The sequence below is a fragment of the Caballeronia temeraria genome, from assembly GCF_001544795.2.
GTDB classification, from domain to species: domain Bacteria; phylum Pseudomonadota; class Gammaproteobacteria; order Burkholderiales; family Burkholderiaceae; genus Caballeronia; species Caballeronia temeraria.
The window spans coordinates 129,404-152,783 of the sequence record NZ_FCOI02000005.1; the positions used below are offsets into that span (position 1 = coordinate 129,404).

Here is a 23,380-nt window from a genome sequence, read left to right on the forward strand (position 1 = left end):
ACTCGCAGCATCGCGCGCTTATTTTCGCTCAATGCGAGATTTTCTCCAGCGCGAGATCCCGCGTTCGCGGACCCATGAGACCGATCGCGGCCATCACGACCAGCATCGCCGATGCGATGAACACGAACACGCCCGTCGTCCCGAAGCCCTTCAGCACGCCCGCGATGATGAACGACGTGAAAATCGCCGAGAAGCGGCTCCACGAATACACGAAACCGACGGCGCGCGCGCGGATGCTCGTCGGAAACAGTTCTGCCTGATAGGCGTGATAGCTGTAGGACATGATGTTCGCGGAGAGCGTGAGGCCGACGCCCATCGCGATGAGAAACGCCGCGTCGCCCGACTGGCTGAACGCGAGCCCGCAGACGATGTTGAGCGCCGCCATCGCGACGATGGCCGTCTTGCGCTCGATCCTGTCGGCGATGGCGAGCCCGATCATCGGTCCGATGGGCGCCGCGATCGCGATGATGCTCGAATACATCAGGCTCGACGTCACTGTGATGCCCTGCTTCACGAGCAGCGTCGGCACCCAGTTCGCGAAGCCGTAGAAACCGACGGTCTGGAACACGTTGAAGATGATCATCATCGTGGCGCGCTTGCCGTAGGGCGGCTTCCACATGTCGGCGAAAGCGCCGCGTGTGCCGGCGGTCTCGACGGCGGGCTCGGGCGGCGGAAGCGGCTTGCCATACTCGCGCGCGACCTGTTCTTCGAGTGCGCGCATCACGCGATCGGCTTCGTCGAGCCGTCCTTTTTGCGCGAGCCAGCGCGGGCTTTCCGGTAACGTGCGGCGAATCCACCAGACGAAGAGCGCACCGTGCGCCCCGATGATGACGACCCAGCGCCAGCCGTCGATGCCGAGAGGCGCGCGCGGCACGAGCAGATACGCGAGAAACGCGACCACGGGCACCGCCAGGAAGCCGACCGCCTGCTCGCACGCGAAGGCGCGGCCGCGAATGTGCTTTGGCGCCAGCTCGGAGATATACGTGCCGATGGTCACCAGTTCCACGCCGATGCCCACGCCCGCGACGAAACGCCAGATGTTGAGGCCGGTCGCCGTGTCCTGAAACGCCATGATGAGATTCGCGCCGGTGTACCACAGCAGCGAATACGTGAAGATCGCGCGCCGGCCGAAGCGATCGGCGAGAAATCCGCAGGCGATCGTGCCGATGAACAGCCCCGCGAACAGCGACGCGATGAAGCTCGCGACGCCCGTCATACCGAAGAGACCGGTGGTCGTCGGCGTCAGGATGCCGCTTTTGACGAGACCGGGCGCAACGTAGCCGGAATACAGCAGGTCGTACAGCTCGAAGAAGAAACCGAGGCTCAACAGGACGATGAGCGTCCAGACCGTTCGCGTGGCCGGAAGGCGATCGAGCCGCGCGGATATGCTGCCGGCGGTGACGGGAAGCGCTTGTGGGTGCGCGTTGCCGGGTGTTGCCATCGGGTTGTCTCCTCTTGAGGCGGGTTGCACCGCGCGGCTCTCACTTCGGCGCGGGCGAACGAGGGACAGATTTTAACCGGGTGGGTAATTCTGTCGATCACCCCCGCGCGCCTCAAGGCTGAATCCCGTTCATCAGCAACGCCACGACGTGCCGCGCGAGCTGCTCCGCGCTGACGGCCCGATCGCCTTCCCCGCGCCAGCGCGCGGTCGCGAGCGGAAACACCGTCAGCCCGAACAGCGACGCGAACACGAGCGATGGCTCCAGCGCCGCATTCAGCTTGCCCTCCTTCTGCCACCCCGCGATGCGCTCGATCGCGCGCTCCTGGTGCGCGTCGCCGAACCGGTCGGCCATGCGCTGGCGCAGCAGCCCGCCCTCGCTGATGATCTCGCGCACCCATAGCGACGCGAACCACGGATATTTGTCGACGGTCGCGACGAGCGTCTCCACGAACGCGCGCAGTGTGTCGACGGGCTCCGAATGCGGATCGTTGAAGACGCGCGCGAGTTCAGCGCGCAACGGCACGAAACGCTCGTCGATCAACATGTCGAGCAACTGATCGCGCGTTTTGAAGTAATAGTGCACCATCGCCGGCGTCACGCCCGCCTCGCGCGCGATCGCGCCGAGCGTCGTTTCGCCGATTCCCTGCCGCGCGAACAGTTCGAGCGCGATATCCAGTAACTGCGCGCGCGCCTGCTCGCCATGCGCGCCGCTCGGCCGGCCGGGCCGGCGGCCCGGTTTCTTCGCTGGCGCGAGGCTTTCGGATGCATCCGCGCTGGTGTTCAAGACTTCGTTTGCCATAAGAATTTGACGAGAACTTCCCCGTCGACTATATTAATCTTCGTGTTAATTAAATACAGCCCGCCTGAATCGCCGGGATCTCGGCCGGCCGCGGATTCGTACAGCCCGATCATCAAAATGACATCTTTGCATCAAACCGCTCCAATGGGCGCTCAAGCGTCCGACGAAACCGGCGCCGCCTCGAAGCCGCCCATCTGGCTGCTGTTCACCGCGCTCATGCTCGTGATGCTGCTCGGCGCGCTCGATCAGACGATCGTGTCGACGGCACTGCCGACCATCGTCGGCGATCTGGGCGGGCTCGAAAACCTGTCTTGGGTCGTCACGTCCTATCTGCTCAGTTCGACGATCGTCGTGCCGCTCTACGGCAAATTCGGCGATCAGTTCGGCCGCAAGGTCGTGCTTCAGGCGTCGATCCTGATCTTTCTCGTCGGCTCGATTCTCTGCGGCGTCGCGCAGAACATGACGCAGCTGATCGCCCTGCGCGCGCTGCAGGGTCTGGGCGGCGGCGGCCTCATGGTCATCACGATGGCCGCGATCGCCGACGTCATCCCGCCCGCCGATCGCGGCCGCTTTCAAGGGCTCTTCGGCGGCGTGTACGGTCTCGCGACGGTCGTCGGCCCGCTGCTCGGCGGCTTTATCGTCGAGCATCTATCGTGGCACTGGATCTTCTACATCAACCTGCCGCTCGGCCTCATCGCGCTCGCCGTGATCCAGCTCGTGTTCAAGCCGCACACCGCGCACGTGAATCATCGCGTGGACTACATGGGCGCGGGCTTTCTCGCGGCGGCGCTCACCTGCATCATCCTGTTCACGAGCGAAGGCGGCACGCTCTTTCCGTGGACCTCGCCGCAGCTCTGGTGCACGCTGTTGCTGGGACTCGTGTGTATCGGCGGTTTCATCTATGAAGAACGACTCGCCGCCGAGCCGATCATGCCGCTCTCGCTCTTCAAGGAGCGCACCTTCGTGCTCGCGGGGCTGATCGGCTTCATCGTCGGTTGCGCGATGTTCGGCGCGGTCACGTTCCTGCCGCTCTATCTGCAGGTTGTGAAGGGCTCGACGCCGTCGCAGGCCGGCCTGCAGATCACGCCGATGATGGGCGGCGTGCTGCTGTCGTCGATTCTGAGCGGGCGCATCATCAGCAAGATCGGCAAGTATCGATTCTTTCCGATCATGGGCACGGCGCTCGTCGCCACCGCGATGCTGCTGCTCTCGACGCTCGATCTCGACACGCCGCTCGCGATCATGAACCTCTACATGGCGCTGCTCGGCCTCGGGCTCGGCATGGTAATGCAGGTGCTCGTGCTCGCGGTGCAGAACGTCGTCGAATTCCGGCTGATGGGCGTGGCGACCTCCAGCGCGACCCTCTTTCGCTCCATCGGCGGCTCGGTCGGCGTGGCGGCGTTCGGCGCGATCTTTTCAAACGGCTTGCGATCGCGCCTCGAAGCGCTCGTTCCGCCCGGCACCGAACTGCCGCTGTCGCTCGGTCCGCAGACGGTCGCGCATCTGCCGAGCGCGCTGCGCGACGATTATCTGCACGCGTTCGCAGGTTCGATGCACACGGTCTATCTCGTTGCGGCGTGCGTCGCGTGCGTCGCGTTCGGGCTGTCGTGGTTCCTGCAAGACCATCCGCTCAGGAAGCACTAAAAAACGAGGAGATGCTCTAACGCCCCGGCTATCGGGGCTTTTACTAGCTCCCGAACTATTTTGGCTTGGTAACCTTCTGCCGATTCTGAGCGGACACGATCCGCGGGATATCATGCTCCGGCGCCCAACGACGCGCCGGACGTCCGGCTACGAGACCTGCCGGGCTGAACCGACCACCTTCTGGAGTTAAAACAGTGAAGAAACTGCTCGCGGCACTGACGATGTCCCTCCTCGCCGCCACGTCGCTCACCGCCGTCACGCCGGCGCTTGCGAAGGACTATTCGACGATCCGTTTCGGCGTCGACGCAAGCTATCCCCCGTTCGAATCGAAGGGTTCCGACGGCAAGCTGGTCGGTTTCGACATCGATCTCGGCAACGAGATCTGCGCCCGCCTGAAGGCGAAGTGCGTGTGGGTGGAAAACGACTTCGACGGCATGATCCCCGCGCTCAAGGCGAAGAAGTTCGACGGCGTGCTCTCGTCGATGTCCATGACGCCGCAACGCGCCGAACAGATCGCTTTCTCGAGCAAGCTCTTCAACACGCCGACGCGCCTCGTCGCGAAAAAGGGCAGCAACATCCTGCCGACGGCTGACAGCCTGAAGGGCAAGAACGTGGGCGTCGAGCAAGGCACCATCCAGGAAACCTACGCCAAGACGTACTGGGCGCCGAAGGGCGTCACGGTCACGCCGTACCAGAACCAGGATCAGGTCTATGCCGATCTGACCTCGGGCCGTCTGGATGCAGCGCTGCAAGACGCGGTGCAGGCCGAAATCGGCTTCCTGAAGACGCCGCGCGGCGCGGGCTATGACTTCGCGGGTCAGAACATCGACGATCCGAAGACGCTCGGCAACGGCGCGGGCATCGGTCTGCGCAAGGAAGACACGGATCTGAAGGCGAAGATCGACAAGGCGATCGCCGACATCATCAAGGACGGCACCTACAAGAAGATCGAGAAGAAGTATTTTGACTTCGACGTGTACGGCGGCTAAGCCGTTCGCGCCAGCCTCACCGGCTGACAAAACGGGCTCCGCGCCTCGAGCGCGGAGCCCGTTTGCTTTTCGGACGCGCAGCGCAGAGGCATTCGGGTTGCCGCCGCGCCGATTTCGGCTAAGATCGAACGTCCGGTAGGACGCGCGCGGACGGAGACACCGCGGCGCCCGGCACTTTCCAGAGGCAAGACCCGCGCATCCAGGCGCGCGACCACTATGCAAACCAGAACTCACTCGCTCATCTCGCCGACGCTCGGCACCTCCCGCAACATCACGAGCTTTCACTACGGCCCCGGCGGCGGCCAGAAGATCTACATCCAGTCCTCGCTGCACGCGGACGAACTGCCCGGCATGCTCGTCGCGTGGCGTCTGCGCCGCCAGCTCGCCGAATTCGAAGCCGCGGGCAAGCTGCGCGGCGAAGTGGTGATCGTGCCGGTGCCGAACCCGATCGGCCTGTCGCAGCATCTGCACGGCACGCTGATGGGCCGCTTCGAAACCAACAGCGGCCACAACTTCAACCGCAATTTCTACGATCTCGCCGCGCTGATCGCGCCGCGCATCGAGGCGCGCCTCGGCCAGGACGCCGACGCGAACAAGCTCGCCGTGCGCGCCGCGATGAAAGAAGCGCTCGGCGAGCAGACGCCGCACACCGAGCTCGAATCGCTGCGCCTCGCGCTGCAAAAGCTGTCCTTCGACGCCGATGTCGTGCTCGATCTGCATTGCGATCTCGACGCCGCGCTGCATCTCTACACGAATCCGGACATCTGGGACGAAGTCGAGCCGCTCGCGCGCTATCTCGATGCGAAGGCGTCGCTGCTCGCGCTGAATTCGGTCGGCAATCCGTTCGACGAGATTCACAGCTTCTGCTGGTCGGATCTGCGCCAGCGTTACGGCGAGCGTTTCCCGATCGCGAACGGCGGCATTTCGGTGACGGTCGAGTTGCGCAGCCAGCACGACGTGTCCTACGAACTCGCGGACAAGGACGCGCAGGCGATCGTCAACTACCTGATCCATCGCGGCGTGATCGATGCGCCCGTGCCGGAGCTGCCGCCGCTCGAACATCCTGCGACGCCGCTCGCGGGCGCCGAGCCGATCGTCGCGCCGGCGTCGGGCGTCCTCGTGTTCCGCGCGGAAGTGGGCGCGTTCATCGAAGCGGGTGCGCCGATCGCCGATATCGTCGATCCGCTCACCGATGTCGTCACCACGCTCAAATGCACGACCGCCGGCGTGATGTACGCGCGGCACATCACGCGCTTCGCGACGGCCGGGCTGGAAGTGGCGCGCATCGCGGGCGCGAAGGCTTATCGCACGGGATCGCTGCTGTCGGCGTAAGCGCTACGCGTGAAGGTCAGAACGGCGCGAGGCAGCACTGCGCCGCGACGATCTTCCACGCGCCGCCGATATCGCCCCACGTTCGCGTGTAGCGCAAGCTGCCCGCGAACGGGGCGCCCGCGAACGTCCCTGAAATCGCAACGCGTGTCACCGTGACGGCGAAGCTGCCGTACACCCGCACGCTCTGATCCTCCACGTCCAGCTTCTCGATGCGCTGCATGCCGTAGCGATGTCCATTGAGATCGTCGGCCTTCGTCCAGACCTTGCCGGTGGCATCGACGAAACTCAGGTCGTCGGCCAATAGCGTGTCCAGCGCGTCCACGTCCGACGCCAGCATCGCCTTCTTCAGGCGCTCCTCCAGTTCGCGGATTCGCTGCTCGTCCATGTTTTCGCTCGCGGTGACAGAACCGTGAGCATCGCATCGGACGTGGCGGATACACAAGCGCCGATATTTCGCCAGCCCTGTTGCTCCCGCGACACACCGCAAGGTGATTGAAAGCACTGTCACATTTCTTTCTTTAGCGCCCGCTACATTTGCGCCCGTCGCTGCCACGCGCCGTCAGAGCGCGACGCACCGCAGACACCGTCAACAACCACACCGCGAACCAACTCACGGAGCTTGTTTTGAAGAAGAATCTCTTGGCGACCGCCGCGCTCGCCACCTTCGCCGCCCTCGCCGCCACCTCCGCGCAAGCACAAAGCAGCGTCACCCTGTACGGCATCATCGACGCCGGTATCAGCTATGTGAACAACAGCACGCAGACCGCCACCCGCGCCGGCGACAAGCTGTTCAAGTACGACGACGGCGTCGCGCAAGGCAGCCGTTGGGGCCTGAAAGGTTCGGAAGACCTCGGCGGCGGCCTGAAGGCGATCTTCACGTTGGAGAACGGCTTCAACAGCGGCACCGGCACGCTCGGTCAAGGCGGCGCGATGTTCGGCCGTCAGGCATACGTCGGTATCGCGAAGAACGACGTCGGCTCGCTGACTTTCGGCCGTCAATACTCGTTCTCGACCGATTACCTCGGCAGCAACTATTCGATCGGCGGCCAAACGCTCGCGGGCAACTACGCGTACCACATGAACGACGTCGACCAGTTGACGTCGAGCCGCATCAACAACGCGGTCAAGTTCAGCAGCGCGAGCTTCTACGGCGTGACGTTCGGTGCGATGTACGGCTTCTCGAACCAGGCAGGCGCGTTCGCTGGCACGCCGAACACGACCGCCGGCACGACGACGACGGCAGGTTCCTCGCGCGCATACAGCTTCGGCCTGAACTACAAGGCAGGTCCGTTCGGCCTCGGCGCGGCGTACACCGACATCCGCTATCCGGCAGCGGCATCGCCCGCATTCAGCACGGCCGTCGCGAACATCCAGACGATGGGCACCGCGAACGCCGGCAAGGATCTGCGCACGTTCGGCGTCGGCGCGAACTACGCGTTCGGCTCGGCGACCGTGTTCGGCCTTTGGACCAACACGCTGTTCGAGCCGATCAACGGCGCGAGCTCCAAGCTCAACGCGTTCGATATCGGTGGCAAGTACGCGTTCACGTCGGCGCTGTCGGCTGGCCTCGGCTACTCGTACCTGAACATGACGGGCAACTCGAGCGGCCACTGGAACCAGATCGACGCGAGCGTCGACTACGCGCTCTCGAAGCGCACCGACGTGTACGCGCTCGGCATCTACCAGAAGGCATCGGGCTCGAATCGCGGCGTCGAGAATCAGGCTTCGATCGGCTCGTCGTCGTCGAGCTACTTCGGCACCTCGGGCCTCGGCGAAAACGACCAGCTCGCGTTCCGCGTCGGCATCCGCCACAAGTTCTGAGCTTCGCGTCCGAACTGAAATGACATCGGGCCGCGTCGAGCGGCCCGATTTTTTTGCGTCGCGCGTTGCCTATTTCGCCTTGTCGGCCTTCTTGCCGGCGGCCTTGTTATAGCGCTCGATGTACCCGTCCATCAGCTTGCGGATCGCGCGGCCGATCTGCGTGTAGTCGCTTTCGTTCAGATTCGCGAGCGACACGCGCCCCGACGGATGCTGCGTGCCGAAGCCGCGCCCCGGCAACAGCACCACGCGCGCGTCCTTCGCGAGCCTGAACAGAAGCTCGGAAGGCTCGGTGTTCTTGATGATCCAGTCCACCGCTTCCCGGCCGTGCCTGCGCTCGCCGAGATATTCGATGTCGAGGATCGTATAGTAATCGACCTGGTTGACGTCCTCTTTTTCGGGCGCGATGCCGATCTCGCGATACAGCGCCTGCTTGCGGCTGCGGATCAGGCGCTTGAGCGCGTTCTTGTACGCGTCGGGCGTGTCCATCAGCGAGAAGAGCGAGAACAGCACCATCTGCACCTGCTGCGGCGTCGAGAGGCCCGCCGTGTGATTCAGCGCGACGGTGCGGCTGTCCGCGACCAGACGATCGATAAACTTGAGCTTGTCGGGCTCCGTCGTGATCGATTCGTAACGCTCGTGGAGTTGCGCCCGCTTGTCTTTCGACAGCGCGGCGAGTTGCTTGTCGAGCACATTGTCGCGATGCGTCGCGATCGCGCCGAGCCGCCAGCCGGTCGCGCCGAAGTACTTCGAATACGAATAGACGAGGATCGTGTTCTTCGGACACAGCGCGAAGAGCGACACGAAATCGTCGGCGAAGGTGCCGTAGACATCGTCGGTGAGCAGAATCAGATCGGGCCGCTCCTTCACGATGCCCGCGATATATTCGAGGCTTTCGTCATCCATCTTCACCGAGGGCGGATTGCTCGGGTTCACGAGGAAGAACGCTTTGACCTTCGGATCGCGCAGCTTGTCGAGTTCGGCCTTCGAGTATTGCCAGCCTTTCGCGACATCTGCCTCCAGATTCACGACCTTCAGCTTGTAATCGTTCAGGCGCGGAATCTCGATATACGGCGTGAAGATCGGCGTGCCGAGCGCGATGGTATCGCCCGGTTCGATCAGGAAGTTCTCGCGCATCGTGTTGAAGATGTAGGTCATCGCGGCCGTGCCGCCTTCGACCGCGAAGACATCGAATTCGCCGACGAACGGATGCTTGCCGATCATCTCGCGTCGCAGATATTGCGCGACGATCTGCTCCGACAGCTTCAGCATGCGGTCTGGCACCGGATAGTTCGAGCCGAGAATGCCTTCGCACATCTCGTACAGAAAGTCGCCGGCGTTCAGGCCGAGCTGATCGCGCACATAGGACACCACGCCCGCGAGAAACGCGATGCCCGGCGTGCCCTTGTTTTCGCGCGCGAAAATCTCGAAGCGCTCTTCCAGCCCTTCGCGCTTCGGAAAACCGCCCACGCCCTCCGGCATGTACGCGAACGAGCGCTCCGACTCGCGCATCGCAAAGAGGCCGAGTTGCCAGAAGCCATGACGCGGAATCGTCGCGAGAAAATTCGGATTGCCGCGCCCCGCGTTGAGCATCGAGAGATTGGCCGGGCGTTCGACCGCCCCGCCGCCCGCCGCCTTGATGAGCTCGTCCTTCAGCTCGAACGGGCTGAGCGCCGCCATGCCGGCGCGGTCGCCGGAACCTGATTTATCGGACTTTGCCATCCAACACCTCCGGAATTGATGATGGAAACGATGCGACAGCGGAACCGCGTCACGTGAGCAGCATCACGATGACCATCCCCCAGATCGTGAGCAGCGTATTGCCGACCGCGTAGGTCACCGTGTAGCCGAGTCCGGGCACCTGACTTTTCGCGGCGTCGCAGATCATGCCGAGCGCGGCGGTCGTCGTGCGCGCGCCCGCGCAGATGCCGAGCAGGATCGCGGGGTGAAACTTGAACACGTACTTCGCGACATACATGCCGATGATGAGCGGCACCGACGACGCGAAGATGCCCCACAGAAAGAGACTGACGCCAAGCTTCTGCAGCCCCGCGACGAAGCCCGGCCCCGCCGAAATGCCGACCACCGCGATGAACACGTTCAGGCCAACGGAGTTCATGAACCAGATGGTCGGCGACGGAATGCGGCCGAAGGTCGGGTGAATCGCGCGCAGCCAGCCGAACACGATGCCCGCGATGAGCGCGCCGCCCGCCGTCGACAACGTGATCGGAATCGCGCCGACACGCAGCACGAGTGCGCCGATCAACGCGCCGAGCGTGATCGCGAGGCCGACGAACGCCATGTCGGCGGCATCGGTCGGACGGTCGAGCACGCCGAGGAACTTCGCCGCAGCCGACGTATCCTGCGTGCGTCCGAGGAGCGTGAGCGTATCGCCGCGATACAGCTTCGTGCTCGGCAGAATGGGAATCTGCGTTTCGGTCGCGCCGCGCTTGATCTTGCGCAGAAACACGCCGCGCGCGGTCGGCGACTGCGAGAGTTCCAGCAGCGTCTTGCCGTCGACGGCCTTGTTCGTCACATAGACGTCGACGCCTTCGATCGGCACAGCGAGCAGTTCGGCATCGTCGACTTCGGTGGCCACGCCGCCGAGCAGCTCGACGAGCAACTCGCGCCGGCCGGCTATCGCGACGACATCGCCCGGTTGCAAGACATCGTCAATCCTGGCTTCCTGGATGGTTCCGCCGCGCCTGATCCGCTCGATGAAAAGCCGCGCGCCTTCCGGCTCCAGCGCCTCGGCCTGCGCGACCGACATGCCCGCCGCGCGTCCGTGCTCCGCGACGCGATAGGCACGCAGCTCGAACTTGTGCCACGCCTGGCCCGCGCCGCCGAGTTCGCCCCCGCCGCCAAGCGTCGCCTCGTACTCCTTGCAGGCCGCGACGAGATCGATGTTGAGCAGCTTCGGACCGAGCATCGCGAGGATCAGCGCGGAGCCGATCGTCCCGAAGATATAGGTCACGGCGTAGGCGGTCGGCATCGCGTCGAGCAGCGACTTCGCCTGATCGGGCGGCAGGCCGAGACGGTTGATGGCGTCGGTGGCGAGGCCCATCGATGCGGATATCGTCTGCGAACCGGCGAATAAACCGGCCGCCGAACCGATGTCGTAGCCCGCGATCTTCGCGGCCGCATAAGGCGCCGCGAGACACAGCACGCACTGGATAACGGAGAAGAGCGCCTGCGGCAAGCCGTCCTTTGCGATGCCGCGCACGAACTGCGGTCCGACGCCGTAACCGACGGCGAACAGGAACATCAGAAAGAAGACCGATTTGACGTTCGATGAAATCGTAATGCCCAGTTGCCCGATGGCAATGGCCGCGAGCAGTGTCGCCGTCACCGCGCCTAGGCTGAAGCCGCGGAAGCTCTTGCCGCCCACCCAGTAGCCGACGCCGAGCGAAAGAAAAATGGCGATTTCCGGATAACTGCGCAGTGTTGCTGTAAGCCAGGACATAGGCACTCCTTTCTGGCGGGAACCGCTCGCACATCAGCGATGAAGGGAATGAATGACTCAAAGGCCAGCAATACACTATTTGGCGCAGCGTTGAAACAAGAGTTGAGCAACGCGCCGCACAAATAAAAACAGCGGCCGAAGCCGCTGTTTTCTAATCAAGAAGCGAATTGCGACGTCTTATTCAGCCGTTTCGAGCAACGGATAGTCCGTATAGCCCTCGGCGCCCGGCGCGTAAAAAGTCGCGCTGTCCCAATCGTTGAGACCGGCGTCGACTTCGAAGCGGCGCACGAGATCCGCATTCGCGATAAAGGGCTTGCCCCACGCGACGGCATCGGCGTCGCCGCGCGCGATGATCGCTTCGGCGCTCGCCTTCGAGAAGCCTTCATTGGCGATATACACGCCGCCGAATGCCTTCTTCAGTTGCGGTCCGAGGCTGTCGGCGGCTTCATGCTCGCGCGCCGCGATAAACGCGATCTTGCGGCGGCCGAGCTCACGCGCGACATAGCCGAAGGTCGCGGCGCGATCGCTGTCGCCCATTGTGTGCGAATCGGCGCGCGGCGCGAGATGCACGCCGACACGATCCGCGCCCCACACATCGATCGCCTGATCGACGACTTCGAGCAGCAGACGCGCGCGATTTTCGACCGAGCCGCCGTATACGTCAGTACGCTTGTTGGTGCTGTCCTGCAGGAACTGGTCGAGCAGATAACCGTTCGCGCCGTGCACTTCAACGCCGTCGAAGCCCGCGCGCTTCGCGTTTTCCGCGCCCTTGCGGAACGCCGCGACGACACCGGCGATTTCATCGAGCTCGAGCGCGCGCGGCGTCACGAACGGACGCTGCGGACGCACGAGGCTCACGTGCCCACCCGCCGCGATCGCGCTCGGCGCCACCGGCAGCTCGCCGTTCAGGAACACCGGATCCGAGATGCGGCCGACGTGCCAGAGTTGCAGGAAGATCTTGCCGCCTGCGTCGTGCACGGCCTTCGTCACGAGCTTCCAGCCTTCCACCTGCTCGTCGGACCAGATGCCCGGCGTGTCGGCATAACCGACGCCTTGCGGCGTCACCGACGTCGCTTCGCTCAGAATGAGCCCGGCCGATGCGCGGTCCGCGTAGTACTGCGCCATCAGTGCGTTGGGGACGCGTTCGACGCCCGCGCGCTGACGCGTGAGCGGCGCCATGATGATGCGATTCTTGAGCGTGAGTGCGCCTACTTTGAGCGGATCGAAAAGAGTCGACATGAATTGGAGTCCTAATGAGATTGAAAGCGAACTTTCACCGTGCGGAAAGCAGGCTCAGAGATTCCCGAGGGAATCGCGAAATGCCTGAATGACCGCTTCGTCGCGCTTGAAGAACACCCATTGTCCAACGCGCTTCGTGGTGACGAGTCCGGCTTTATGCAAAGTCGCGAGATGCGCCGAAACGGTGGACTGCGATATGCCGCAGCGCCCATCGATCTGACCCGCGCAGACGCCATGCGACAGCGGCAGTTCCTGACTCGGAAAATGCCGCTCCGGCTCCTTCAGCCATTCGAGAATCTCACGGCGAAGGGGGTTGGCGAGGGCCTTGTGAATTGCGTCGATATCCATTTCGTTGCTCATGCGTCTGACGGACGGAATTCACAGCCTTTCCGAATCGTCTTGAGGCGAAGTATATATCGTAATTTTCCGATATGCAACCCGTCGCGGATGCGGCAACCTGAGGCATGCCGTCGCGCCCCGCTGTCTGGTACGCTCCCCGGTTTCATCGCCTGCAGGAAAGACTACGAAACGCTTATGGATACTCCTTTCAACGAACGCGGCGTGACGCTTTCGCGCGCCGGACTCTCGGCATCAGGTCAGATGATTCCGCTGCGCGATCTGCGCGCCGCGCGCGTCGTCATGATTCCGCGCCAGAAGCCGTTGCCCGTCATCATCGCGCTGATTGGGCTCGTCGTGCTCGGCGCGGGCATTTTCAGCGGTTCGGGCGCCGCGCTCGTGCTCGGCGTGATGATCGCCGTGGTCGGCTACCTGACGTGGATCACGCAGGACGTCATCTATCAGTTGATGGTCGCGACACCCGACGGCGAGCGCGAAGTGCTCATCACGAAAGATCAGGAATTCGCGGACAAGGTGGCGGCGCTCGTCGGCGAGGCAGTCGCGAAACATGCGGCGAGCGCGGCGGCGAAACCGTCACAAGCCTGATTTTGATGCGCCGTTTATGCGGCGGCGCGTCTCTTTACTCCGGCCTTTAGGCGCGCGGCGCTAGAGTACAAGCATCGCCACTACGAGCCGTCATCGGACGGCTTACATCGATGTACATCCGCACATCCGATTCGTCCGCCCTTTCCCATGCGCTCAACGGCGGATCGCCGCGCCCCCGCGAAACGCGTCATTGCATCGCGTTCGATCTGACCGTTCCGGGGCTCGACTCGTCTGGCGCCCGCGAAGTGCTCGCGTATGCGTTCGGCGCGGGCACGCAGGCGTATATCGCGGAGACGAGCCGCCTCCACGATTGCACCACGCTCTATGTCGAGACCGATAGCGATGACATCAACAACGTCATCGCGACACTCACCGCGCACTTTCCCAACGCGACGCTCGGCCGCGTGACGCGTGTCACGCGGCACTGAGGGCATCGTCAGACGATCTAGGTGATCTGCAACGGCTCGACGTGCCAGATGTCGCGCGCGTACTCCGCGATCGTGCGATCCGACGAGAAGATGCCCATGCCCGCGACATTCTCGATCGCACTCCTCGTCCACGCGTCCCGGTCGCGGTACTTGAGATCGACTTCGGTCTGCGTCTTGTCGAAGCTGTCGAAGTCGGCGAGCACCATGTAGTGATCGCCCCAGTCCACGAGCGTGTGGAAGATATCGTAGAAGCGATGCGGCTCTTCCGGCGAGAAATGCCCGAGGCGAATCTGGTCGAGCGCGAGCTTCAGCTCCGGGTTCTCCTCGTAGATCTGCCGCGGCCGATACCCCGCCGCGCGCAGCGATTCGATCTCGTCCGTCGTATTGCCGAAGATGAAGATGTTCTCGCGCCCCACGGCATCGCAGATTTCGATGTTCGCGCCATCGAGCGTGCCGATGGTCAGCGCGCCGTTCAACGCGAGCTTCATGTTGCCGGTGCCGGAAGCTTCGGTACCGGCCATCGAGATTTGCTCCGACAGATCCGCCGCCGGAATGATGAGTTCTGCGACAGAAACGCCGTAGTTCGGAATGAAGCCGACCTTCAGCCGGTCGCCGATGAGCGGGTCCGCGTTGATCTTGCGCGACACATCGTTGATGAGCTTGATGATGTTCTTCGCCATCTTGTAGGCCGAAGCCGCCTTGCCGGCGAACATCACCACGCGCGGCGTCCAGTCCAGTTCCGGATTCTCGCGAATCCGGTTGTAGCGCACGATCACATACAGAATGTTGAGCAGTTGCCGCTTGTATTCGTGGATGCGCTTCACCTGCAAATCGAACAGCGCTTCGGGATTGATGATCGCGTTGGCATCGCGTTTCGCGCGCTCCACGAGCCGCAGCTTGTTGGCGAATTTCGCTTCGTGGAAGGCCTTGCAGAACTCCGGATCGTCGCGCCATTCGCGCAGCCGGCCGAGCTCGAAGAGATCGGTGCGCCAGCGCGGGCCAAGCCGCTTGTCGATCAACGCGGACAACGACGGACTCGCCTGCGCGAGCCATCGGCGCGGCGTGATGCCGTTCGTCACATTGGTGAAGCGCTCCGGATACATGCGCGCGAAGTCGGAGAAGATGTTCTGCACCATCAGTTGCGAGTGCAGTTTCGATACGCCATTCACCGTGTGACTCGCGACGATCGCGAGATGCGCCATGCGCACGCGCCGCTGGCCGTATTCATCGACGAGCGAAATGCGGCGAATCAGTTCGACATCGCGGCCGAACTTCTCGGTGACCTGCTTGAGGAACTGCGCGTTGATCTCGAAGATGATCTCAAGATGACGCGGCAACAGGCGCGCGAGCATCTCGACGTCCCACGTTTCGAGCGCTTCGGGCATCAACGTGTGGTTCGTGTAGGAGAACATCTGCTGCACGAGCTTCCACGCCTTGTCCCACGGCAGATGATGCCGGTCGACGAGAAGGCGCATCAGTTCCGGAATCGCCAGCACCGGATGCGTGTCGTTCAGATGCACCGCGACCTTTTCCGCGAGCCGCCCAAAGTGCGTATGCGTGCGCTGATAGCGGCGGATCAGATCCTGCATCGTCGCGGAGACGAAGAAGTATTCCTGACGCAGGCGCAGCTCGCGCCCGGCTTGCGTCGAATCGTCCGGATAGAGCAGGCGCGATACATGTTCCGAGGTGTTCTTCGCCTCGACCGCGCGCCGGTAATCGCCCTGATTGAACGCGGAGAGATCGAACTCGTCGGTCGCGCGCGCGGACCACAGGCGCAGCGTGTTCGTCGCCGTCGTCGCGAAGCCGGGGATGACCGTGTCGTAGGCCATCGCGTTCACGTGTTCGGTGTCGATCCAGTCGGTGCGGTCTTCATGCTGCACGGTACGGCCGCCGAAATGCACGGTGTACACGACCTCCGGACGCGGAAACTCCCACGGATTGCCCGCGCGCAGCCAGTAATCCGGCATCTCGACCTGATTGCCGTCGACGATCGTCTGCCGGAACATCCCGTATTCGTAACGGATGCCGTAGCCGAAGCCGGGCACGCCGACAGTCGCCATCGAATCGAGAAAGCAGGCCGCGAGGCGCCCGAGACCGCCGTTGCCGAGCGCGGCGTCCGGCTCCAGATCTTCGAGCGCGGCGAGGTCGACGCCGAGGCCGGCGAGCGCGTCGCGCACTTCGTCGTAGATGCCGAGTGCAAGCAGCGCGTTAGAAAAGGTTCTGCCGATGAGAAACTCCATCGACAAGTAATAGACGCGTTTCACGTCCTGTTCGTATTGGAGCCGCGTGGTGCGCATCCAGCGTGCGACGAGACGGTCGCGCACGGCCAGTTCTGCGGCATGGAGCCAGTCGCGCGGCTGCGCGGTGACCGCGTCCTTGCCGACGCCGTACATCAGGCGATTCGAGATGGAGCGCCTGAGCGCATCGACAGTGCTATTGAGCTGGTCGAATTCCAGGTCGACGGATGTCATCGAAACCTCCGGTTTTTGCAACATATGCAATGACCGCGAAAGCCTGACGGGAGTTCACATCGGACGCACCGAAATGGCGCCCTGCCCCGGTCGGGCGGGTGCGGACGTGCCTGAACGTGCAGGTTACGCCAGTTTTATTTTTTTTGGTATGACGTGGAGGCAACAGGCGAGGCCCGCGAATTGCTCGTGGAAGATCCGCGGGCTCATGGCGACATGGCTAATTTACTTCGGCTTCCGTATTATTATCACGCAACGGAACGGCGTGGCGCGCGGGCGGCGATCAACAAAAGCGCCGCAAGCGATACGGCCAGCAGGATCAGCGAGAGCGCCGAAGCCGGCAGATAGTAGCCGCGATTGACCTGACCGACGACGACGATCGGCACCGTCGCGAAGCCGGGCGGATACACGGTGAGCGTCGCGCCCAGTTCGCCGAGCGAGAGCGCGAAACCGAGCGCGAGGCTCGCGCGGATCGCGGGCACGAGTTGCGGCAGCACCACACGCGCGAGCACCATGCGCGGCGGCGCGCCGAGACTCGCGGCGGCTTCGCGCAGAATCGTCAGTTCGGGGCGCAGCGCGGCGGCGGCGCATCGATAACAGAACGGCAGCACGAGCGCGAGTTGCACGAGCACGACGATCGCGGCCGATCCCGACAGATCGAGCGGACGCTTGTGATACGCGATCAACACCGCGAGCCCGAGCACGACGCTCGGCACGCCGCTGCCCATCATCGCGACGGCATCGACGAGCGCGCCGAGACCACACCGGTCGCGGCCTTCCAGCGCGAGCGCGAGCCAAAGACCGAGCGCGGTGCCGAGACACGCGACGCCCAGGCCGACTTCGAGACTCGTCGTGAGCGCATCGAGATCGCTCGATGAAAGCCGCGCGAACCAGCGCGTGCTGAAGCCATCGGGCAGGATCGTGCCCGACCAGTGCGACGCGACGCTCGACAGCGCGACGACAACCACCGGCAGCACGAAGAGCCAGAAGCACAACAGCGCGAACAGGCCCGTGAACGCATGACGCAGCAGCGCCCGAGGTCTGAAAGCAGCAGCGACGAGTTGCATGTCAGCGGCCTCCCGAGCGGCGATTGATGCGTCGGTACAACGCATAGAGCGACAGCGACATCAGCAGCATCACGACCGATCCCGCGGCCGCGGTGGCCAGATCCAGATCGACGGTTGCGGCGCTGTAGATCGCGATCGGCAGTGTGATCAGATGGGCGCTGCCGAGCACGAGCAGGATGCCGAACTCGTTCAGCGTGAGCAGGAAGCACAGGATCGTGCCCGCCGCGATGCCCGGCCACGCGAGCGGCAACACGACCTTCGTCGCGACCATCCAGCCATCGGCGCCGAGACTCTTCGCGGCTTCGACGAGCCGCATGTCGAGCGTCGCATACGATGCGAGCGTCGGGCGCACGACGAAGGGCGCGTAAAACACGACTTCCGCGAGAATCACGCCGCCGATGCCGAAGAGGAAATCGAGCGGCGGCGCATCGAGCGACAAGAGCCGTTGCAGTCCGATGCTCACCGAACCTTGCGAGCCGTACAGAAAAATCAGCGTGAACGCGACCAGAAACGAAGGAAACGCGACGAACAATTCCAGAAAGCGCGTGAGCAGACGTGCGCCCGCGAACGGCCTGAAGAACAGCATCGACGCGAGCGCGACGCCGAGCACCGAAGCGATGCTCGCGCTCGCGAAGAGAATGCCGAGCGTCGTGCCGATCATCCCGCGCGTCTCGGGATTGCCGAAGAATGCGCTGTATGCATGCAGCGACACGCCGCTCGGTCCGGTCACGCTCAACGTGACGAGCCGCACGAGCGGGTACACGACGAGCGGCCCGAGCACGAACACGAGGATGAAGAACAGATGCCACTGCCCTTTGCGCTCGCGGCGTCGCGCTTGCGCGGCATGCACGGCGAATTGCGCGTCGAGTTCCGCGTCGCTGATGCTCGCTTCGTCGCGCGCGACGCTGTCAGGGACGAACAAGGACGACATCGTCAGCCTCGAAACGAAGTGAAACGCGCGCGCCTTTGTCCGGCACGCGCGTGTGGCCGCGCTGCGTCGTCACAAGCACGGGCTCGCCGGGCATCGCATCGAGCGCGACGGAAATGGAAAGCGCCGCGCCATACCATTCGACGGACGCGATCGTGCCATGCAGCGGACCTTCGCCGAGCGGCACGATGACAAAGCGCTCCGGACGGATGCACGCGAGACGCTCGCGCTCGTCGTGCCGCGCATCGCCGACGGGATAGACCACGCGCGGCGGCAGCAGATTCGCCGCGCCGAGATAACGCGCGACGAAGGCATCGTTGGGCGCGTCATACAGCTCGCGCGGCGCGCCGAGTTGCGCGATGCGGCCATCGCGCATCAGGAGCGTGCGGTCGGAGAGCACGAGCGCATCGTCCTGATCGTGCGTCACGCACACGATCGTCAGATTCGGCAGACGCTCATGCAACGCCTTCAGCTCGCTGCGCACGGACGCGCGCAGATTGGCATCGAGCGCGGAGAGCGGCTCGTCGAGCAGCAGCACATCCGGTTCGATGACGAGCGCACGCGCCAGCGCCACACGTTGCTGCATGCCGCCGGATAGCTGCGCGGGCATGACATGACCGGCATCGGAAAGCTGCACGAGCTTGAGCGCATCGGCGACGCGCCGTGCGATCTCGCCCGTCTTGAGCTTGCGCGCACGCAGGCCGAACGCGACGTTATCGAACACGGACAGATGCGGGAAGAGCGCATAGCTCTGGAACAGCAGCCCGAGATTGCGCTGATGCGGCGGCACGTGCGTGAGATCGTGGCCCGCGACGGAGAGCGTGCCCGCGAGCGCATCGGCCTTCACGAAGCCCGCGATGAAGCGCAGCAGCGTGGTCTTGCCGCAACCGCTTCGGCCGAGCACGGTGAGGAACTCGCCGCGTTCGATCCGAAGCGAGAGATCGTCGAGCACGGTGCGCGTGCCGAAGCGCACCGTCAGACGATCGATATGCACGCCCGGCTTCTGATCGACGCCGAGCGCTTCCTTGGGAATTGCGTTCATCAGGACTTCGGCTTGACGACGTCGGTTTGTTTGCCCGTGTTGCCGATGACTTCGGTCTTCCAGCGCTCGGTCCAGCCCGCTTTCTTCTGCATGACTTCGTTCCAGTTGACCGGAATCAGCTTCACGCCCGAGATCGCCTGCTTGACGGCGTCGCCGTTCTTGCCTGCGAGCGGCACGTCGGTGCGGCCCGGAATGCCATAGATATCCGGCACCTTCGATTGCACTTCCGACGACATCAGATAGTCGATCAGCTTCTTGCCCGCCGCCTGATTCGGTCCGCTTTTGATGAGACCGATCGCATACGGAAGCTGGAACGTGGTCGGCGCTTCGCCCGCCTTGTGCGACAGGAAGAGCGGCTTGATCGAGAGACCGCCGTTCGCGGCATCGTCGAGGTCCATTTGCAGGTCGCCGTTCGCGAACGCGATTTCGTTACGCGAGAGCAGCACATCGAGATAGCCCGTGCCTTTCGTATGGAACTTGGCGTGTTGCTCGAGATCCTTCAGGTATTTGAACGCCTGGTCCTCGCCCATCAGCGCGGAAGTCAGGATGATGACGGCCATGCCGTCGCCCGCCGTTGCCGGATTCGAATAGGCGATCTTGCCCGCGTAGTTCGGATGCAGGAGATCGGCGAAGGTCTTCGGCGCGGCCTTCGTGACTTCGGGATTGATCGCGAACGAGAAATAGTTGTTCACGAACGTGGCCCATGCGCCGTCCTTTTCCTTCGCGATCGCGGGGACGTTCTTGTAGTTCACGCTCTGATACGGCTGAAGCAAGCCGCCTTGCTGCGCCTGCTGAATGAACGGCGGCAGCGTGACGAGGACGTCGGCCTTGGGCGAGTCCTTCTCGACGGTCGCGCGGTTCACCACTTCGCCGCTGCCCGCCGTGACGATATTGACCTTGACGCCTTCCTTCTTCTCGAATGCGGGAAGCACGTCCTTGTACAGATTTTCGAGGCCATCGGCGGTGTAGAGGACGACGGCGTCGGCGGCGTGAGCGGGCATCGCGGCAAGCAGGGTGAAAGCGGCGGCGAGCGCCGGCAGCACGTTGCGCGCGAAGCGGAAATCGCGGGTCATGGTGGTCTCTCGTGTCGGGAATTGATGAAGGTCGGTCGCGACCTTCGCCCCGAAATATTGCAGAGATCTGTGACATCGACGTGAACGCGCCACGGTTCGCCAAGCATCTGCACAATTCGCCAAGGAGGTGAGTTTTAGCTGAGATCTCGGCTTCCGGCGAGTCGCGTATGGCTCGACCAAAGGAACGAAGAACGATGTTCGAGATACCGGACCCTCCGCATCAACGTAGGCCGACACCCGCCCGAGCGCGTCGCGCTCCCACCGCTCCGTCTGGCCGGCCGGACTCACATGACTGATGAGGTCGCCCAGCGCGTTGTATTCGTAGCGCTCCGTCTGCAAGTCGGGCGTATCACCGCCTTGGGCAGACCGGCCGTCCTTGCGGGCCTGGATAAACCAGCGCTTCTGCCGATCGATGCAGCAATATTCCCGATCCAGCCTTATGGTCTAGTTATTTTTATCTACCATCAAGGCCATTAAAGTCCTCTCTGTTTCAGCGAAATCATCCTGAATGCCATTCATTTTTATCGCGCCCAATAGTCTTTCGTGATTCCTGAACAGTTCTCGCATTTCGCTTAATGTTGCGCCCGCACAATATGCGATGACTGGCCCGCGAAGGACTCGATTCGCGCCGCTTAAAACAAGCGGAACAAGTTTGTCAAATGGCGGGCAATTGAAAACCTCGCTCATGCTTAAATATGAATCAAATTTACTCCAAAACGGCACGCCGATGTCTTCAAACATTCGAAACCACTCTCCACAGAAAATCTCGGCGCTGTCACTCGGCAAAAGAATTTTCTCAGCGCCGACCCCAGGTAGTTCGTAACCCAGAGCGTCACTGATAGCGAGAACATTCCCTCCGAGCAGAACGTCCGGACAGACAACATTACGGCAGATTTTCTTAGATATCGAAACAACTTTTCTATTCGACAAAAAAAACTTGGTCTCAAACGCGACGTGACCAGATCTAACAATTGAATTCAGTGCGCACTCCCAAACCCAATCTCCGCTCCCCTTACGAAACGTCGATTTCGTCTTAAAGAAGATCCAACCTTGAGCTTCGAGCATTGAACTTAATTTAGTTAAGACCAGGCTTCTTTTTTTTGAAAGTTCCACGCTTTCTCCTAACACGAAGTCCTCACTTCTCTTACCGAAAAACCTGCGCCGCCATTTTTTGCATTAACCAGATCGAGGATTTCTCCGCTTTTTCTGTCTATAACCAAAATCGGGTTTGGCATGCTTCCCTCTCCACCCTCGCAAAAAATTCGTGGCCCGCGCGAATTTTCTTCGGTTGCGGAAGGATATTGAGCGGATAAGAAAAATAGCATCCAAAAATACCAACTTTCGTGCAACGAGAATCCAAAGTCGAATATATACTTAAGAAAACCGACGATGAGATCAGTTTTGCGTGTTTTTGCCTTGATTTCCGTGGTTATTTGTTAACACCATAGTATTAACCCCCCTACCACCCGACATACCGGAAAAATCTCGAGCATATCGTTAATTCCGAGATCATGATCGTCTATTGAACCCGTTTTTATTGGTCCAGTTCGTCCGCCGGTTGCTAATCTAAGCAGCTCAGTTCGACTGTATAGGACCGCTCGAACAAACCGTACCAGCGGCGACCCGAGCCGCTGCTTTATCCGTGGCTCAAACTCGCCGGACGATGGATCGAGAACGCAGGCTTCACAGCAGGGCAGCGCGTGAGAATCAACGTTGAGCACCGGCGGCTGACCATTACCGTCGAGTAGACGAACGAAGGGCCGCGTCTGTGGCCCTAGCTTGACCCTGCTTCCTTGCCTGCTTCCATATGACTTCAAATTCTTCAGCCGACATTTCAATTTTATTTCCTCATTTGACGGCATCTTCATAGGTCTCGGCAAACCATTTCGCCTCCATGGTGCCCTGTCCAGCTTTCCACATGCCATCGGTCATCAAGTCTCCGTACTCTGACAGACTCATGCCACGGTAGAGAACCATCAACCCCCACGGATCGATCCACCGAATCGGATTAGGCGCATATTGATACAGATTCAACCCACCCGCCAATCCAATCGGATCCTGACTGATGAACCTCCCTGCATGCGGATCATAGTACCGGAACGTGTTGTAGTGCAGCCCGCTTTAGCTTGAGAAACTTCTTTCGTATTTATCCATGTATTCGATATCACAGAATAATTTACAACACCATTTATATGGCTTCATTGGATAAGGATTTTTTATGACCACTCCCTCAGCGAAAACATAGTCGCCACCACCACAATCCATAAATAAGTATAGGTAATCACCTTCCGCTATTGATATGTGGCTTCCATAAAAATCAATAACTTGATCCGTTTTTGTAAGCCCAACAATGTTCTCATCAAAAGGACGCTCGTTGTCAATATCCGCAAACACTCGCTCCTCTTTCGGTTTGTATTTTCTCTCAGCAAAGTCCACTTGTATTGCCTCTTTGTCCCTTCGGAACCGGATTCTGTTTTGTTGGTTGGAACAATTTTTCCGCCTCTTCCGCAGTTAGATTATCAACCGTGGCATGATTCGCAAGGGAGGTGCCATTAGATGAATTTAGCTTTCCATCCAATGTGACTTTTCCGCCGGCGGCTTCAATCTCCGCTACGGTGGCTACACCCACCTGATTATGTTTAAACGGCGTAGCCAGCGTTTCCAAGGAAGCTCCCGGTTTTGCTTGGGTCGATATCCCAGACAGCTT

The 23,380-nt window shown here is 61.9% G+C and carries 22 protein-coding genes and 1 pseudogene; 7 read left to right on the forward strand and 16 right to left on the reverse strand.

Annotated elements, in window-relative coordinates:
* Positions 1-28: 28 nt before the first annotated feature.
* Both AWB76_RS09880 and AWB76_RS09885 read right to left on the reverse strand, forming a co-directional pair.
* A complete protein-coding gene (locus tag AWB76_RS09880) occupies positions 29-1,441 on the reverse strand; it encodes an MFS transporter (protein WP_061159970.1) in 1,413 nt (470 codons plus the stop codon).
* Positions 1,442-1,553: 112 nt separating this feature from the next.
* A complete protein-coding gene (locus tag AWB76_RS09885; RefSeq protein ID WP_061159971.1) occupies positions 1,554-2,240 on the reverse strand; it encodes a TetR/AcrR family transcriptional regulator in 687 nt (228 codons plus the stop codon).
* A gap of 144 nt (positions 2,241-2,384) precedes the next feature.
* On the opposite strand from AWB76_RS09885, the gene AWB76_RS09890 reads away from it, so the two are divergent.
* The 3 genes from AWB76_RS09890 to AWB76_RS09900 all read left to right on the forward strand — a co-directional run bounded on the left by AWB76_RS09890 (position 2,385) and on the right by AWB76_RS09900 (position 6,205).
* Positions 2,385-3,884 (forward strand): MDR family MFS transporter, encoded by a 1,500-nt coding sequence (locus tag AWB76_RS09890; RefSeq protein WP_096031273.1) that lies wholly within the window; start codon positions 2,385-2,387, stop codon positions 3,882-3,884.
* A gap of 194 nt (positions 3,885-4,078) precedes the next feature.
* Positions 4,079-4,873, forward strand: a complete 795-nt coding sequence (locus AWB76_RS09895) for an ABC transporter substrate-binding protein (protein ID WP_061159973.1) — start codon at positions 4,079-4,081, stop codon at positions 4,871-4,873.
* A gap of 216 nt (positions 4,874-5,089) precedes the next feature.
* Entirely contained in the window at positions 5,090-6,205 is a 1,116-nt protein-coding gene (locus AWB76_RS09900) for a succinylglutamate desuccinylase/aspartoacylase family protein (RefSeq protein ID WP_061159974.1), read from the forward strand.
* Positions 6,206-6,221: 16 nt separating this feature from the next.
* Here the strand turns inward: AWB76_RS09900 and AWB76_RS09905 are convergent, their stop codons facing one another.
* Positions 6,222-6,590, reverse strand: a complete 369-nt coding sequence (locus tag AWB76_RS09905; protein WP_061159975.1) for a nuclear transport factor 2 family protein — start codon at positions 6,588-6,590, stop codon at positions 6,222-6,224.
* Positions 6,591-6,829: 239 nt separating this feature from the next.
* On the opposite strand from AWB76_RS09905, the gene AWB76_RS09910 reads away from it, so the two are divergent.
* On the forward strand, positions 6,830-8,026 hold the full coding sequence (locus AWB76_RS09910; RefSeq protein ID WP_061160170.1) for a porin: 1,197 nt from the start codon (positions 6,830-6,832) through the stop codon (positions 8,024-8,026).
* Between the two features lie 69 nt (positions 8,027-8,095).
* Here the strand turns inward: AWB76_RS09910 and AWB76_RS09915 are convergent, their stop codons facing one another.
* The 4 genes from AWB76_RS09915 to AWB76_RS09930 all read right to left on the reverse strand — a co-directional run bounded on the left by AWB76_RS09915 (position 8,096) and on the right by AWB76_RS09930 (position 13,085).
* Positions 8,096-9,745, reverse strand: a complete 1,650-nt coding sequence (locus tag AWB76_RS09915) for a bifunctional aspartate transaminase/aspartate 4-decarboxylase (RefSeq protein ID WP_061159976.1) — start codon at positions 9,743-9,745, stop codon at positions 8,096-8,098.
* Positions 9,746-9,794: 49 nt separating this feature from the next.
* Positions 9,795-11,486: an aspartate-alanine antiporter gene (aspT, locus tag AWB76_RS09920; RefSeq protein ID WP_061159977.1), complete on the reverse strand. Its 1,692-nt coding sequence runs from the start codon at positions 11,484-11,486 to the stop codon at positions 9,795-9,797.
* Between the two features lie 177 nt (positions 11,487-11,663).
* Positions 11,664-12,725, reverse strand: coding sequence for an alkene reductase (locus AWB76_RS09925; protein ID WP_061159978.1), 1,062 nt, complete (start codon positions 12,723-12,725; stop codon positions 11,664-11,666).
* Positions 12,726-12,779: 54 nt separating this feature from the next.
* Positions 12,780-13,085 (reverse strand): ArsR/SmtB family transcription factor, encoded by a 306-nt coding sequence (locus tag AWB76_RS09930; RefSeq protein WP_208606554.1) that lies wholly within the window; start codon positions 13,083-13,085, stop codon positions 12,780-12,782.
* 174 nt (positions 13,086-13,259) lie between these two features.
* Here AWB76_RS09930 and AWB76_RS09935 point away from each other — a divergent pair, with 174 nt between their 5' ends.
* Together AWB76_RS09935 and AWB76_RS09940 are read left to right on the forward strand one after the other, a co-directional pair.
* The gene (locus AWB76_RS09935; protein WP_061159979.1) at positions 13,260-13,667 is read left to right on the forward strand and encodes a DUF6232 family protein; all 408 of its coding nucleotides are present in this window, start codon (positions 13,260-13,262) and stop codon (positions 13,665-13,667) included.
* A 110-nt stretch (positions 13,668-13,777) separates the two neighbouring features.
* Entirely contained in the window at positions 13,778-14,095 is a 318-nt protein-coding gene (locus tag AWB76_RS09940; protein ID WP_061159980.1) for a hypothetical protein, read from the forward strand.
* A 17-nt stretch (positions 14,096-14,112) separates the two neighbouring features.
* On the opposite strand, the gene AWB76_RS09945 is transcribed toward AWB76_RS09940, so the two are convergent.
* The 6 genes from AWB76_RS09945 to AWB76_RS40795 all read right to left on the reverse strand — a co-directional run bounded on the left by AWB76_RS09945 (position 14,113) and on the right by AWB76_RS40795 (position 21,786).
* Positions 14,113-16,566: a glycogen/starch/alpha-glucan phosphorylase gene (locus AWB76_RS09945; protein ID WP_061160172.1), complete on the reverse strand. Its 2,454-nt coding sequence runs from the start codon at positions 16,564-16,566 to the stop codon at positions 14,113-14,115.
* A gap of 245 nt (positions 16,567-16,811) precedes the next feature.
* Entirely contained in the window at positions 16,812-17,630 is an 819-nt protein-coding gene (gene phnV / locus AWB76_RS09950; protein ID WP_061159981.1) for a 2-aminoethylphosphonate ABC transport system, membrane component PhnV, read from the reverse strand.
* 1 nt (position 17,631) lies between these two features.
* Positions 17,632-18,561, reverse strand: a complete 930-nt coding sequence (locus AWB76_RS09955) for a 2-aminoethylphosphonate ABC transporter permease subunit (protein ID WP_061159982.1) — start codon at positions 18,559-18,561, stop codon at positions 17,632-17,634.
* Positions 18,539-19,600 carry a 2-aminoethylphosphonate ABC transport system ATP-binding subunit PhnT gene (gene phnT / locus AWB76_RS09960; protein WP_061159983.1) on the reverse strand — a complete coding sequence of 354 codons (1,062 nt, stop codon included), beginning with the start codon at positions 19,598-19,600 and terminating at the stop codon, positions 18,539-18,541. Before phnT ends, AWB76_RS09955 begins: the two co-directional genes overlap by 23 nt.
* Positions 19,600-20,673, reverse strand: coding sequence for a 2-aminoethylphosphonate ABC transporter substrate-binding protein (gene phnS / locus AWB76_RS09965; RefSeq protein WP_061159984.1), 1,074 nt, complete (start codon positions 20,671-20,673; stop codon positions 19,600-19,602). The genes phnT and phnS overlap by 1 nt, the downstream gene beginning before the upstream one ends.
* Positions 20,674-21,117: 444 nt before the next feature.
* Complete coding sequence (locus AWB76_RS40795) at positions 21,118-21,786, reverse strand: hypothetical protein (protein ID WP_157696088.1); 669 nt, start codon at positions 21,784-21,786, stop codon at positions 21,118-21,120.
* A gap of 554 nt (positions 21,787-22,340) precedes the next feature.
* On the opposite strand from AWB76_RS40795, the gene AWB76_RS39005 reads away from it, so the two are divergent.
* Positions 22,341-22,421, forward strand: a complete 81-nt coding sequence (locus AWB76_RS39005) for a SymE family type I addiction module toxin (protein ID WP_244173302.1) — start codon at positions 22,341-22,343, stop codon at positions 22,419-22,421.
* Between the two features lie 229 nt (positions 22,422-22,650).
* Here the strand turns inward: AWB76_RS39005 and AWB76_RS43020 are convergent.
* The 3 genes and pseudogenes from AWB76_RS43020 to AWB76_RS41550 all read right to left on the reverse strand — a co-directional run.
* A pseudogene (locus AWB76_RS43020) lies at positions 22,651-22,794 on the reverse strand (RHS repeat-associated core domain-containing protein); the annotation flags it as partial.
* Entirely contained in the window at positions 22,795-23,109 is a 315-nt protein-coding gene (locus tag AWB76_RS42075) for a hypothetical protein (RefSeq protein ID WP_096031274.1), read from the reverse strand. It abuts the pseudogene before it with no gap.
* Positions 23,096-23,338, reverse strand: coding sequence for a hypothetical protein (locus AWB76_RS41550; RefSeq protein WP_167357743.1), 243 nt, complete (start codon positions 23,336-23,338; stop codon positions 23,096-23,098). The genes AWB76_RS42075 and AWB76_RS41550 overlap by 14 nt, the downstream gene beginning before the upstream one ends.
* Positions 23,339-23,380 lie beyond the last annotated feature (42 nt).